Source organism: Streptomyces sp. NPDC101237 (genome assembly GCF_044767465.1).
Taxonomy (GTDB): domain Bacteria; phylum Actinomycetota; class Actinomycetes; order Streptomycetales; family Streptomycetaceae; genus Streptomyces; species Streptomyces gramineus.
Map to the genome: position 1 here is coordinate 38,071 of NZ_JBIWNY010000037.1, position 14,286 is coordinate 52,356.

Consider the following 14,286-nt stretch of genomic DNA (forward strand, 5'->3'; position numbering starts at 1 on the left):
GACCGCAGCCCACAGCGGCGGGAGTAGAGTCGACGGGTGCCCGAATCCTTCGTACCGCCGGTGGACCTGGAGCTGCGCCTGGTGCGCTACTTCACCGTCGTCGCCGACGAGCTGCACTTCGGCCGGGCCGCCGACGCGCTGCGGCTGGCGCAGCCGTCGCTGAGCCGGCAGATCCGGCGGCTGGAGCGGGAGCTGGGCGTCCCGCTGCTGGACCGCGGCCCTCGCGGCACCCGGCTCACCCAGGCCGGCGAGACCTTTCTGCCGCAGGCCAGGGAGTTGCTGCGCAGTGCCGCCCGAGCCGCCGCGAGCGCCCGTTCGGCCGCGGCCCACGGCCCGTTCACGGTCGGGTACACCACGCACCAGATCGTCACCCCGGCCGTCCGTGAGGTGCGGCGCCGCCACCCGGACGCCGACGTCCGCACCCTGCACGTGGACTGGAGCGAGCCGCGCGACGCGCTGCTCGACCACCGGGTCGACGTGCTGGTCACCCGGTTCCTGTTCGGCTCGGACGGCCTGGACGTGACGGTGCTGTACGACGAGCCGCGGGTGCTGCTGGTGCCGCTCGGCCACCGGCTGGCGGGCCGGGCGTCGGTCACCCTCGCCGACTTCGCCGACGAGCCGCTGCCCCGCTTCACCGGCGCGGACCGGTCCGGTGCGAATCCGCCGGGGCACACCAACCTGGGCGCCCTGGTGGACACGCTGGAGGACAAGCTGGAGCTGGTGGCGAGCGGCGAGGTGGTGTCGCTGGCACCGGCCGGGTTCCGGGGCAGCCTGCGCTCGGACATCGTCGCCGTACCGGTCGAGGACGCGGCCCCGGTCCAGGTGGTCCTGGCCGCACGCCCCGACGACCACCATCCCCTGCTGCCGGCGTTCCGCCGAGCGGCCAAGGCCTGCCTCCTCCCGCCCGGCACCGGCCGGACGGGAGAGCCGCAGGGGCGGGGAACGAGGGCCGGGGCCGAGTGACGGACGGTTGCCGGCGAGGCGGGCCGGTGCGAGCGGAGCCGACGGCCGGGGCCGGGTCACGGCCGTTTGCCCGTAGGCAGGTCTGGTGGGGCGGAGCCGAGCGGCGGGCCGGGTGAGAGACGGTTGCCGGTGAGGCGGGCCGGTGCGAGCGGAGCCGACGGCCGGGGCCGGGTCACGGCCGTTTGCCCGTAGGCAGGTCTGGTCGGGCGGAGCCGAGCGGCGGGCCGGGTGAGAGACGGTTGCCGGTGAGGCGGGCCGGTGCGAGCGGAGCCGACGGCCGGGGCCGGGTCACGGCCGGTTGCCCGTAGGCGGGCCTGGTGGGGGCGGAGCCGAGCGGCGGGGCCGGGCCACGGGGCGGGTGCCCGGAGGTGGGCTAGGTATGGGGCGGAGGCGCCGGAGGGCGTGGCTGTTCGCGGTGTGCCGGGTCACGGCCGCCCCGTGCGTCGGCGCGGGCGCCCGTGGCCGGCGCCGAGCCCGGCACGCGCCACCGTGCCGCGCCCGGTGCCGGGACGGTCGCCCGGCCCCGGCAGGGATTCGCCTCCACGCTCAGGGCAGCTGCGCGGCGAACGCCTCGTAGGCCCGCTCGTCGAAGAGGACGAACCTGACCTCCTCGACGGCCGTGTCCGCCTCGCGGACGGTCGTCACGGCGATCCGGGCGCCGTCGTCGAGCGGCCAGCCGTAGATCCCGGTGGAGACGGCCGGGAACGCGACCGTGCGGGCGCCGAGTTCGTCGGCGCGCCGGAGGGACTCGCGGTAGCAGGAGGCCAGTTGCCCGGAGCGGTCCTCGCCGCGGGAGTGGACGGGACCGACGGTGTGGATGACCCACCGGGCGTCGAGCTCGCCGGCGGTGGTGGCGACGGCCTGGCCGGTGGGCAGGCCCTTGCCGTAGTGGCCGGCGCGCAGCTTGCGGCACTCCTCAAGGATCGCGGGGCCGCCGCGCCGGTGGATGGCGCCGTCGACGCCTCCGCCGCCGAGCAGCGAGGAATTGGCCGCGTTGACGATCGCGTCGGCGGTCTGCCGGGTGATGTCGCCCTGGACGAGCGTGATGCGGGTCATGTCTGTCTCAGCCTCCTCCAGACGGCCTTGGCCGCGTTGTGCCCGGACATTCCGTGTACCCCGGGGCCGGGCGGGGTGGCGGACGAGCAGATGAAGACTGCCGGGTGCGGGGTGCCGTAAGGGAACAGGGAGAGCTTGGGGCGCAGCAGGATCTGCAGCCCGGAGACGGCGCCGGTGCCGATGTCGCCGCCGACGTAGTTGGCGTTGCGGGCGGCGAGTTCGGCCGGTCCCGCGGTGGCGCGGGCCAGTACGAGGTCGCGGAATCCCGGTGCGAAGCGCTCCAGTTGACGTTCCATCACGTCGGTGAGGTCGCCGCTCCAGCCGCTCGGCACGTGGGCGTAGGCCCAGAAGACCTGCTTGCCCTCGGGCGCGCGGGAGGGGTCCACGACACCGGGCTGCACGGTGATCATGAACGGCCGGTCCGGGGCGCGGCCCTGGCGGGAGGCGGCGCGCAGCGCGGCGCCGATCTCCGCGCTGTCCGCGCCGATCTGCACGGTCCCGGCACGGCGGGCCTCGGGGGCCGTCCAGGGGACCGGGCCGTCCAGCGCGTAGTCGATCTTGAAGACGCCCGGACCGTACCGGTAGCCCTGGTAGTAGTTGCCGAGGCCCGCGATGCGGGCGAGGGCGGTCGGCGAGGTGTCGAAGACGTAGGACCGCGCGGGCGGCAGGTCGTCCAGGCGCTTGACCTCGTAGTCGGTGTGGACGGCGCCACCGAGGTCTTCGAGGTACGCGGCGAGGGCGTCGGAGATGGCCTGGGAACCGCCGCGGGCCACCGGCCAGCCGCGGGCGTGCGCGGCGAGCGCGAAGACCAGGCCGACGGCACCGGTCGCGAAGCCGCTGAGCGGGGCCATCACGTGCGCGACGAGCCCGGCGAAGAGGGTCCTGGCCCGCTCCTCGCGGAAGCGGCGCAGCAGCAGGGCGGCGGGCGGCAGCCCGGCCAGGCCGAAGCGCGCGAGGGTGACCGGGTCGCGGGGCAGCGCGGTCAGCGGGAGGGACATGAAGTCCCGGGCCAGAGTGTCCCACTTGGGCAGGAAGGGCTCGACCAGCCTGCGGTAGGTGCCCGCGTCGCGGGGCCCGAAGGAGGCCGCCGTCTCGGCGACCGAGCGGGCCAGTACGGCGGCCCGGCCGTCGGGGAACGGATGGGCCATCGGCAGCTCCGGGTGGAGCCACTCCAGGCCGTAGCGCTCCAGGGGCAGGGCGCGGAAGGCCGGCGAGTTGACGCCGAGCGGGTGCGCCGCGGAGCACGGGTCGTGGCGGAAGCCCGGCAGCGTCAGTTCCTCGGTGCGGGCACCGCCGCCCACCGTGCCGCGGGCCTCGAAGACCGCGACGGAGAACCCGCGCCGGGCCAGCTCCACGGCGGCCGTCAGGCCGTTCGGTCCCGCCCCCACCACGACCGCATCGAGCATCGACGGCACCTTCGCACCCCTTCGTCAGCCGATTGGCCACTCGGGTTCAGGATATGCCGCAGGACTGACACCGCCCCCGTCCGGGGCTACCAGTGCGGGTTCCGCAGCAGGTCCAGCACCCGCTGCGCGGTGGCGGCGTCGCGGGCCGCGGTGAACGGCAGGACGTTGTCGCCGGTGATCCGGAACGGCTCGCCGGCGAGCGTGCGGTGGGCGCCGCCCGCCTCCTCGACGAGGAGCAGCCCGGCCGCGTGGTCCCAGGCCGCCTCCCAGGAGAACGCCGTCGCGTCCAACTCGCCGCGCGCGACGGCGAGGTACTCCAGGCCCGCGGAGCCGCAGGCGCGCGGGGCGACGCCGTCGACCCACAGGGCGGACAGGGCGCGCTTCTGCGCGTCCGTGGTGTAGTCCGGGTGGGAGGTGGCGATCCGCAGGTCACGGCCCGCGGCGGGCGGCCCGGCGTGCAGCCGTACGCCGTCCAGGAAGGCGCCCTTGCCCCGCACCGCGGTGGCGAGTTGCTCGCGGACGGGCGCGTAGGTCCAGGAGGCCAGCAGGGCGCCGCGGTGGGCGAGCGCGACCAGGGTGCAGAAGCCGTCCTCACCGCGCACGAACTGGCGGGTGCCGTCGACCGGGTCGACTATCCACACCGGTGCGTCGCCCTGGAGCGCCCCGTAGGTCTCCGGGTCCGCGTGCACCGCTTCCTCGCCGACCACGACGGAGCCCGGCAGCAGGGCGCCGAGCGCTCCGGTGAGGTACTTCTCGGCGAGCCGGTCGGCGTCCGTCACCAGGTCGTGGGGCCCGCTCTTCTGGTCGACCTCGTGGTCGGCGAGCCGCCGCCAGCGGGGCAGGATCTCGGTCCGGGCGGCCTTGCGGACGGCGTCCTCGACGTCGCCGGCGTGCTGGTGGAGAAACTCGTCGATGGTCTCCGTTGCTTCGATCATGTGCCCCATGAGAGCACGTGTCACTGACAATCCCCCCCACTCGGGTGTACGTGATCTGGAATACGGACGAACAACCGGTGCCGGCGATCAGCGGGCCGCCGGCCGGCCCCGCCGGGTCAGCGCCCGACCGCGTAGCCCTGCATGCCGCGCGGGTTCGCCGCCGCCGACAGGATGCCGGTCTCCGGGTCCCGGGCCACCGCGCACAGTCGGCCCTCCGACCAGCCCGGCCCGACCGTCACGTCGTGGCCGCGCCGCCGCAGCTCCTCCACCACGCCGGGATCCGTGCGCGACTCGACGGTCACGCTGCCGGGGCGGCGCCCGCGCGGGTGGAAGGAGCTGGGGAAACTGTCGTTGTGCCAGTTCGGGGCGTCGATGGCGCCCTGGAGGTCGAGGCCGCCGCGCACCTGTCCGCGCAGCGCGACGGCGAGGAAGAAGTGCAGCTGCCACTGGTCCTGCTGGTCGCCGCCCGGCGTGCCGAAGGCCAGCACCGGGACCCCGTCGCGCAGGGCCAGGGACGGGGTGAGCGTGGTGCGGGGGCGGCGGCCGGGGGTGAGGGAGTTCGGCAGGCCCTCCTCCAGCCAGGTCATCTGGAGCCGGGTGCCGAGCGGGAAGCCGAGTTCGGGGACGACCGGGTTGGACTGCAGCCAGCCGCCGCTGGGCGTCGCGGCCACCATGTTGCCCCAGCGGTCGACGACGTCCAGGTGGCAGGTGTCGCCCCGGGTGGTGCCGTCGGCGGCGACCTGCGCGACCGTGGGCTCGCCGCCGCCCAGCGGGTCGAAGGCGGTGCTCCGCGCGGCCTCCACGCGCGCGTGGGCGGGCAGCCTGGGCACGCGGCCGCCGGGGCTGCCGGGCCGCAGCTCGTCGGAGGCCTTGGCGCCGACGAGGTGGCGCCGCCGCGCGTTGTAGTCGTCCGAGAGCAGTTCGGCCAGCGGTACCTCGGCGGCGTCCCCGTACCAGGCCTCCCGGTCGGCCATGGCGAGCTTGCAGCCCTCGACCAGCAGGTGCAGGTAGTCCGCGGAGCCGTACTCGGGCAGTTCGGGCGGCAGCAGGGCCAGCTGCTGGAGGAAGGCCGGGCCCTGGCTCCAGGGGCCGGCCTTGCACACGGTCCAGCCGTTCCAGTCGTACGACACCGGCGGCTCGTAGCCGGCCGACCAGCCGGCCAGGTCGTCGGCGGTGAGGGTGCCGGTGTGCCGCTCGCCGCTGGTGTCCATGGTGGGCCGGGCCGCCTGCCGGACCAGGGCCTCGGCGATGAAGCCGGTGCGCCACACCTCGCGAGCCGCGTCGATGCGTGCCTCCCGGTCCCCGGCGCCCGCGGTCTCGGCGAGCAGCCGCCGCCAGGTGGCGGCGAGGGCCGGGTTGCGCAGCAGCTCGCCGGGCCGGGGCGGACGGCCGCCGGGCAGATACAGCTCCGCCGACGAGGTCCACTCGGTCTCGAACAGCCCGCGTACGCTCGCCACGGTCGCGCCGACGTTCTCCACGGGCGGGTGTCCGTGCTCGGCGTACCCGACGGCGTACGCCAGGATCTCGTCCAGCGGCTTGGTGCCGTGGTCGCGCAGCAGGAGCAGCCAGGCGTCGAAGGCGCCGGGGACGGCGGCGGCCAGCGGTCCGGTGCCGGGCACCAGGTCCAGGCCGAGCCCCCGGTAGTGGGCCACGGTGGCGCCGGCCGGGGCCACGCCCTGCCCGCACAGCACCCGTACCTCGCCGCCGGCCGGGGCGAGCAGGATCGGCACCTCGCCGGCCGGTCCGTTCAGGTGCGGCTCGACCACGTGCAGCACGAAGGCGCCCGCCACGGCCGCGTCGTAGGCGTTGCCGCCGTTCTCCAGGACCGCCATCGCCGACTGGGAGGCCAGCCAGTGCGTGGAGGACGCCATCCCGAAGGTTCCCTGGAGCGTGGGCCGGGTGGTGAAGGACATCTCTCACCTCGGTGGGTGTGCGTGGGCCGGACCGGGCGCCTGCAGACTACCCAGCGGGGCCCCGGGTGGGACCCGTCACGTCCAGGTCGGCCCGCATGGCGGCCCGGGTGTCCGACAGGTCCCGCCAGCCCTGTGCGATCACCGTGCGGACGCTGTCCGGGTCGTCGCCGTCCCGGCCCCGGTCGCGGGTGACGCGGGCCAGGCTGCCGTAGACCGAGCCCAGTCCCCGGTCGACCTTCCGCACCTCGGCCAGCACCGTGTCCGGCACGATCATCTGGGCCTCGGCGTAGCTGCGGCGGTACTCGACCCGGGCGGTCTCCACCGCGTCCAGGGACTCCCCGGGGTCGCCTCCGTCGCGCAGGACGTGCGCGTGGTCGTTGAGCGTCGCCAGGTAGTGGCGGGCCGACGCGTTGAACGCCGTGTAGGCCGCCTGCCGGGCCTCACGTCCCGACTGCCGCCGCTCGTCGGCGCGTTCGGCCCTCCGGGCGCGCTCGACGCGGTCCCACTCCTCGCGCCGCAGGGCGTCCGCCCGGCGCTGGGTCAGCCAGGCGGAGCCGAGTGTGCCGGCCACGCCGACCAGTGCCGCCAGCAGGCCCGTCACCGCCGAGTCCATCGTGCCTCTCCCCCGTGCCGCCCGTCGCGTTCAGTGTCCCTGGCAGGCGAAGGCCGCCCACATCTCCAGAGCCGAAGGATCCCCGTCGTGGAGTATGTCCGCGACGGTGCGGGGCATGTCGCCGGGGACGGGGCGATCCGGGTCGAGCAGCCACAACTGTGCCTGGCGCAGGGCCTGTACGGGGGTGGCGCCGGTGCGCAGACGGTCGTGGAAGACGTACATCATCAGGCCCGTCAGCCCGTCCGGGACCTCCCACCGCGAGCCGACGACCGCGGTCGCTCCGGCGGCGAGGAACGCCGTGGAGAGCGTGAGCGACTCGTCGAAGTCGCCGGTGGTGTGGTCGCTGACGCAGGCGTCGAGCACGACCAGGCCGCCGGGCGCCCCGGGCGGGCGGCCGCGGGCCTGGCGCAGGATCTCGCGGACGGGCAGCCGTCCCGGACCGCCGTCCGGCGGCGCGGCGAGCAGCAGGCACGCGTCCAGCGGGGAGGTGCCCGACGGACGGGCGTGGCAGGCGAGATGGAGCACCGAGGCGCCCGTTCCGGCCGCGGCCGGCAGTGCGGCCAGGACCTCGGCGGGCGTGCCGGGACCGGCCGCCCGGCGCACCTTGCCGAGGAGCCGGCCCGAGGGATAGAACGCGGCGTGGATCTGCCGGGCCTCGGTGGTGGCGCCCGGCAGCGTGCCGTCGGGGTTGCCGACGATCACCGGGCGGGCGTCGAACGGCAGGCGCGGGCGGCCCAGCACCTCGTGGAGCTGGCGGGCCGAGGCCGCGTACGACAGGGTCAGGCGCTCCAGCGCGCGCACCGGCCGTCCGCCGTCGCGCAGACCGCTGCTGAGCAGCGCCGCGTGCCAGGGGATGCCGCCGAGGTCGCCGAACGGGACCAGGACGAGGTGCGGTTCGGAGCCCGCGGCCCGGACGAGGGGTGAGCGCAGGAGCGGGGCCATCACCACCGGGCCCGCCCAGTCGCAGAGTTCGGTGAGCGCGGAGCGCCAGCGGGCGTGCGCGGCCCGGTGGACGTCCGGGTCGGTGGAGGTGTCCAGGGCCTCCTGGCGGCTGTGGTGGGCCGCCCGGTAGGTGCTCAGGACGTCCAGGCCGTCGCGCCTGAGCAGGCCGAACTCGACGGTGTCCACGCGGGATTCGCGGGTCACCAGCACCGCCGTGCCCGCGTTGTCGCCGCCCGGCGGGAGCAGGTAGACCAGCGCGTGCGCGCCGGCCGTGCGCAGCGCGGCGGCGATCTCGTCGACGGTGGGCGGGGTCATCAGGGCCGTGCCCGCCCGGGAGCGGGCCAGCGCGGTGACCGTGCGCCTGCGGAGGTCGTCGGGGAGCGGGATCTCGGCGCCCTCGCCGAGGGAGCCGAGCAGTGAGCCGGGGCCGTCGAGCAGCGCCGCCAGGTCGATCGGGGCCGGTGCCCCGCGGCTGCCGCCGCCCTCCCACTCCTGCGCGAGGTCCGCCCGGCCCGCCTCCCGCAGCAGCGCGGGCACGTCGGCGGTGGTCGTGGAGGCGTGCAGCACCTGCCCGCGTCCCAGCTCCAGGGCCTCGACGGCGGCGGCCAGATCGCCGTCCGCCAGACACCAGCGGGCGATGTGCAGCGCCCGGTCGGCGGCGCTGCGGGCCACCTGGAGGGCGGGTTCGGCGGCGGCCTGGAGCAGCACGACGGTGGCCGCCTCGCGCAGCCCGGCGATGCCCGTGCGCCGCCCGTCCGCCGCGTCCCCCGGGGCCGAGCGCAGCCGCAGGGAGTCGGCGAGGACGTTGGTGAGCTGGGCGCCGACCGGGGAAGGCGGCCGGTCGGCGAGCAGGTCGCGGGCCGACCGGGCCACCTCGACGGCCCGGTCGGCGTCGGCGGGGACCCGCCCGTGCAGGAACCGGCCGTGGTGCAGCATCGCGGTCAACGCGGCGGCCCTGAGGCCCTCCTGGCTGTCCGGCGGCACGGCGTCGAGGACGTCCCCGAGCATTGTCGCGGCCGACTCGACGCCTCGTCCGTTGTAGGGCGAGAACGACGTCATCAGCAGCGCGCCCGCCGTGCGCAGCAGCAGCCGGGGCCGTTCGGGATGGTCCTCGGGCAGGGCGTCCACGGTCTCCGACAGGAGGACCAGGCCCTCCATGCGGTCCCGCAGGCCGCCGCCGTGGAAGGACCACACCATCAGCATCAGGCCGAAGTCCGCGTCGACCGTGAGGCGTTCGGGGTCGTCCTCGGCGAAGGAGTCCCGCAGCCGGCGCATCGACTCCACGGCCGCCGCCGTTCCCGGTCCCGAGCGGGAGGCGACGGCGAACATGAACTGGAGCTGCGCCAGGCCGTGTTCGAGATGCGGCCGGTCCCGTTCGATCAGGTACAGGTCGATCGGCGCGCCGGTGTCGCCGCCGTCCAGGACGGCGCCGACCTCCTGCATGTAGCGGACCGCGGTCTCCAGGTCCTGGAGGTCGCCGCCCGTCTGGTAGCGCTGGTAGAGGCTGACGGCCAGGTTCTGGAGGTAGACGACCCGGTTCACGTCGTCAAGCGCGGTCTGCCGGAACGCCATGGTGAGATGGCGGATCGCCCCGTCCAGGTCGTCGGCGGAGTTGGACAGCGCGTGCCGCTGGCTGAGCGCGGCGGCGTAGGCGCCGTGCGCCTGCGAACCGAAGCCCGGGGAGTGCGAGGGCACCCGCATCGACTCGTTGAGCAGCGCGATGGTCCGGTCGACGCCTTCGAGGTCGGCGCGGCCCCGGTCGTCGCGGACGATCGCCGCGTGGGCGAGCTGGTTGAGCAGGTCGCTGCGCATCGGGTCGTCGGCCGGGTACAGCTCGACGGCGCGTTCCAGATGGCGCAGGGCCTCGTCGTTGTCGTACCGCTCGGGATGGCGTTCGCGCAGGGAGTTCAGGAGGCAGCCGAGGACGGCGTGGGTCGGCGGGCGTCTGGCGTCGTCCTCGGGGAGGGTGTCGAGCGCCTCCCGGAGCAGCCCGACCGCCTCCTCGTTCTCCGCGGTGGGCGCCGTGCCCGGGCCGGCCGACTCGTCCCGTTCCGCGAGCGCCGCGCCGAGCATCGAGGTCGCCTGGGCGTGGTAGGGGCTCGCGGGATCGAGCAGCCGGTACAGGTCGCGCAGCCGCGCGAGATAGGCGGTACGGTCCGCGGGCGCGACCCGGCCGTCGCCGCGTTCGCGGTAGACGTCGACGAGGTGGGCGGCGGCGAAGATGCGGGAACCGTGCTCCTCCGGCAGCGTCGCGGCCAGCAGTTCCAGGTGCGGATGGGCGCGCTCGGGGGTGTCGGAGTGGTCCAGGAAGAGCCTGGCCAGCCGGACCCGGGCCTCGGTCTCGATCTCGTCGGCCTCGTCCGCGAAGGAGCCTCCGCCGTGCGCCGCGGGCTCCCACCCGGACGGCCTCAGGTCCGCCAGCAGCGCTTCCAGCGCGGTGGCCGCGTCCCGGAGGTCGCCGGGGATCCGGTCGCGGTCGTAGCGGTCGGCGAGCGCGCAGCCGTGGCTGACGAGGAGACCGGGGTGGACGTCGTCGCCGAGCAGCGGCAGCCCGTCGCCGAAGGCGGCGAGCGCCTCGTCGAGATCGTCAGCGCGAACGCCGCCCGTGTCCGGATCGACCGGACCGTCGGCCCCCGCCTCTCGGCCCTGACCGGCACCGGGACCCCGGCCACTCCCCGCTCGGGCCGGGTCCTCGGCGGGCTCCTCGGGCGGGGGTGTGTCCTCGTACCGGGCGTGCAGCAGCAGGCCCAGGCGGACGCAGGCGGTGGCGTACTCCTCCGTGTCCCCGGGCAGGGTCGCGCGGGCCAGCGCGAGGAGGGGCGCGGCCCGGTCGCGCAGGTCCTGGGGGTCCTGGACTCCGTACGCGTCGGCGTGGCCCGCCACCGCCTGCCAGTAGCCCACGGACAGGGTGAGGCCGAGCAGGAACCGCGCGCGGGCCAGGGCCGCCGGGTCGGCCCGGGCGCCCTGGTCCTCCAGGAGGCCGCGGGCGCTCAGCAGGATGTCGCGGCAGCGCCGCCAGGAGTCGCCGGCCTCCTCCGGCCGGTCCTGCTCGTCGTGCCGGGCGAGCAGGTCCACCGCCTCGTCGAGGAGGTCGAGCGCCTCGGCGCCGGCGGCCGTCATCGCGCGGCGCGCCGGGTCCGGCGCACCGCGAAGCCCGCGGCGTAGACGCTGAGCGGCAGCGCGAGCAGCAGCGCGGCCCAGAAGGCCCCGTGTCCCCAGGTCTCGGCGAACGCGCCGAAGAGGTCCGGTGCCACGGGCACGCTGAGCGCGCGGGCGGGCTCCACGGGCGGTGGCCACAGGCCGAGCACGAGCACCGCGGTCGCCGCCCAGCCCAGTACGCGGCGGGCGACCGCCGGTGAGGCGAGCGCGGCCAGCACGCAGACGGCCGCGCAGGCCAGGACGTACTGCGACTGGTAGGAGGCGCCCTGCTGTCCGGTCCCCCAGGAGGCGGCCGTCCGGTGGTCGCCGTCGAGCGCGACCCGGACCTCCACCGCCGCCCACAGCGAGGTGACCAGCATCAGCAGGGCGGACACGGCGAACAGCGCGCGGTCTCGGGTGCCGCGGGAACCGGTGCGCCAGCGCGTCGGATTCTCGTACGGCCGCCTCGGCAGCCCGGCCGCGGCCCGGCGCTGCTCGGCCCGTTCCCGTCGCAGCCGGGACTGCTCCTGCTCGGCGGCGCGGGCCAGGCCGAGCTGCCTGCGGGCCAGGACCATCAGCACCACGCAGACCAGCGGGACGAGCAGCAGGGCGGTGACACCGTTCCAGCTCTTCCAGCCGCCCAGGAAGTACCGCATCCGCTCGGCCGCCCAGCCGGGAGCGTGCAGCGGACCCAGCGGGGGCAGGTCGGGGCGCGCGTAACCGGCGTACGCCGCCACGGCCGCGCCCGCGGCCAGCAGCCATCCGGAGATCCGGCCGGTGGCCGCGGCGAACGCCACCGCGCCGGCCAGGGCCACCGCGCACAGCCCGGTCTGGGCCGCGGAGGCGAGGTCGGCGGCGTGGGCGAGCGGGGCGACGAGCCGGTCGGCGGGGTCGAGGGCCTCGCCGCCGAGCCCGCTGTCGTGCACGGAGCGGAGCATCGCGCCGGACCAGATCAGCAGCCAGAACGCCAGGAACAGGGCGACGCCGGCGGCCAGTCGGCGGGCCAGCGGGCGCCAGGCCGTGGACCACCATTCGGTGAGGGTGACCGTGTGGTCCCGCCCGATCTCGTCGGCGCGCAGCGCCCTGGGCAGCAGGACGGCCGCCGCGACCAGGTCGGCCCGTCCGGGCACCGTGCGCACGTCACCGGCGGCCGCCCGGCGGTGCAGTTCCGCCCAGCGCCGCAGGAAACCGGCGTCCGCGGCGCGGGCGCGCGCCAGTGCGCCCAGCCGATGGCGTACGGCGCCCAGGCGGGCCAGCGCGGCGAGCAGGCCCACCGGGGCCTTCGCGAGGAACGTGGCGAGCAGGCCGGGCAGCCCCGCGAGCGGCAGCAGGGCCCGCCCGCGCTGTTCCGGGTGCACGATGAGCGCGGCGGCCAGGCCGTAGGCGGCGTCCGTCTCGCGCCGGTCGAGGCTGCCGCCGGCGCCGCCGTCGTTGCCGGTGCGCCGGCCCAGCGTGCGGGCCCGGGCGCGCACGTCCTCGAGCGTGGCGGGCAGTTGCTCGGCCAGCGTGAGCAGCACCTCGCAGCGCCCCTCGGGGCAGTCGTCGTGCGCGCAGTGGAAGCCGGCCGCCACGGTCGGCACGTCGGCCTTCAGGAGTTCGTCGACGAAGGCGACCGCGCCCTGTCCCTGGGCGATCCGCGCGATGCCGTCGGCGTCCACGCGCCGGCCCCGGTACTGCGGTGTCGCGGTCGGCGCGAACACGGCGACGAAGGCCAGCGCGGCCACCGCGGCGCGGACCGGCCGGTCGGGTCCGCGGTTCAGAGCGAGCAGCTGCCCGCGGTCGTACGAGGTGTCCCTGAGGTCGTCGCGCAGCCAGGTCGCCAGCCGCTGGCCGCCGTCGGCGACGAGCCAGTCGGCCGCCTCCTGGGAGTGCCGGGCCATGGCCGCGGCCAGGCTCTCGGCCTCGTGGTGGGCGGTGCCGCGGAAGGTGATGGGGCTGTTGGCGTGCCGGGCGGCGGCGGGTGCGTCCGGGGCGGCGGGACGGACCACCTCCGGGGTCTCGCCCTTGAGCCAGCGGCGCACCTCGGCGGCGGTCCAGCGGTCGTCGGGGTCCTTGGTGAGCAGGCCCTGGAGCAGCAGGTTCTGCCGCGCGTCGGTGACGGCGGACAGGTCGACCTCGTGGTTGACGATCAGGGCGCGGGTCCACGCCTCGTCGGTGATGCGGGCGTCGTCGCCGAGGACGTACAGCGGGCGCCCGGTGAAGACCTGGTACAGGACGAGTCCGACGGTCCACCACGGGGTGGCCCGGAGGTTCTGGTTCACGATCTGCTCGGGCGCCATGTAGAGCGCGGTGATCTGGAAGTCGCGGTAGCTCTGGCTGGCGGTGAACCTGGCCACTCCCCCGAAGTCCGCCACGACGAGCTGGAACCGGTCGTCGTTGTCCTTCCTGGTGCCGCCGTGGCTCTGCCGGACGAGGATGTTGGCGGGCTTGAGGTCCAGCGGGTTGCGGTCGATCCGCGTCTGCCAGAAGTCGAGCAGGTCGGCGAGTTCGCGCACGGTCCTTTCGGTCTGGGCCCGTTCCTCGCGCGGTCTGCCGTCCCGCAGGCGGCGGGCGAGGTGGTCCTCCAGGGTGGTCGGCAGGTACTCCATCGCGACCCATCCGCACACCGTGCCGCCGATCGCGATGTCGCCGAACTCGTGGAGGGCGGGGACGTGCCGGCGGAAGTCGGGGGCCGCGAGGTGTTCGAGGGTGTCCAGGTCCATGGCCTGGCCCGGGTGGGCGATCTTCACCGCCGCGTCGGCGCCGTCGGCGAGCCTGCGCACGTGCCAGACCGTGCCCTCGCTGCCCGCGCCCGCGATGCCGTGCGGCTCGTAGCGGTCGCGGAGCGCCTCGGGGAACTCGGCGTGGGCGGTGGCGGGATCGCGCCGGGTGGGCGGGTCGGTGGGACGGGCGGGACGTGTCCGGGCCTGCGAGGAGGAGCCCGCGTCCGCGGCCCGCGGTGGGTGCGGCGGGGCACCGGGCGGTGCGGGGTCCGGGCGCTGGACGCGGGTCGGCGGGCTCGGTGGACCGGCCGCTGCGGCTGCGGGGTTCGCGGGCTCGTCGTGGCCCGGATCAGGGCGCTGCACCCGTGTCGGCGGGCTCTGCGGAGCCTGATCCTGCCGCTGGATCCGCGTCCGCGGGCTCGGCGGGGCCGGCTCGGGCCGCTTCTGTCTGCGGGTCGGCGGGCTCGCGGGGGTGCGCGGCGGGCCGGTGGGGCCCGCGGGTTCCTCGGTCGGGTTGTCGGCCATGCGGAGTCCTCGACGGTTCCTGGTGCCCGGCCCGGAGGCGGGCGTCGGACGGATGGCGGCGGTGCGGGCGGTGCGGTGGCCGGTGCGGTGGCG

The 14,286-nt window shown here is 76.1% G+C and carries 8 protein-coding genes; 1 reads left to right on the forward strand and 7 read right to left on the reverse strand.

Features of this window, described 5'->3' with window-relative positions:
* Positions 1-36 precede the first annotated feature (36 nt).
* Entirely contained in the window at positions 37-963 is a 927-nt protein-coding gene (locus tag ACIRQ9_RS36435; protein WP_404183742.1) for a LysR family transcriptional regulator, read from the forward strand.
* Between the two features lie 546 nt (positions 964-1,509).
* Here the strand turns inward: ACIRQ9_RS36435 and ACIRQ9_RS36440 are convergent.
* From ACIRQ9_RS36440 to ACIRQ9_RS36470, 7 genes are all read right to left on the reverse strand, one after another.
* A complete protein-coding gene (locus ACIRQ9_RS36440) occupies positions 1,510-2,019 on the reverse strand; it encodes an O-acetyl-ADP-ribose deacetylase (protein WP_404183745.1) in 510 nt (169 codons plus the stop codon).
* Positions 2,016-3,425 carry a phytoene desaturase family protein gene (locus tag ACIRQ9_RS36445; protein WP_404183748.1) on the reverse strand — a complete coding sequence of 470 codons (1,410 nt, stop codon included), beginning with the start codon at positions 3,423-3,425 and terminating at the stop codon, positions 2,016-2,018. Before ACIRQ9_RS36445 ends, ACIRQ9_RS36440 begins: the two co-directional genes overlap by 4 nt.
* Before the next feature lie 86 nt (positions 3,426-3,511).
* Complete coding sequence (locus ACIRQ9_RS36450; RefSeq protein ID WP_404183751.1) at positions 3,512-4,360, reverse strand: inositol monophosphatase family protein; 849 nt, start codon at positions 4,358-4,360, stop codon at positions 3,512-3,514.
* 116 nt (positions 4,361-4,476) lie between these two features.
* On the reverse strand, positions 4,477-6,273 hold the full coding sequence (locus tag ACIRQ9_RS36455) for a gamma-glutamyltransferase family protein (protein ID WP_404183754.1): 1,797 nt from the start codon (positions 6,271-6,273) through the stop codon (positions 4,477-4,479).
* A gap of 46 nt (positions 6,274-6,319) precedes the next feature.
* Positions 6,320-6,886: a hypothetical protein gene (locus ACIRQ9_RS36460; RefSeq protein WP_404183757.1), complete on the reverse strand. Its 567-nt coding sequence runs from the start codon at positions 6,884-6,886 to the stop codon at positions 6,320-6,322.
* Positions 6,887-6,916: 30 nt separating this feature from the next.
* Positions 6,917-10,948 carry a CHAT domain-containing protein gene (locus ACIRQ9_RS36465; protein ID WP_404183760.1) on the reverse strand — a complete coding sequence of 1,344 codons (4,032 nt, stop codon included), beginning with the start codon at positions 10,946-10,948 and terminating at the stop codon, positions 6,917-6,919.
* Positions 10,945-14,193: a hypothetical protein gene (locus ACIRQ9_RS36470; RefSeq protein ID WP_404183763.1), complete on the reverse strand. Its 3,249-nt coding sequence runs from the start codon at positions 14,191-14,193 to the stop codon at positions 10,945-10,947. The genes ACIRQ9_RS36465 and ACIRQ9_RS36470 overlap by 4 nt, the downstream gene beginning before the upstream one ends.
* Between the last annotated feature and the right edge of the window lie 93 nt (positions 14,194-14,286).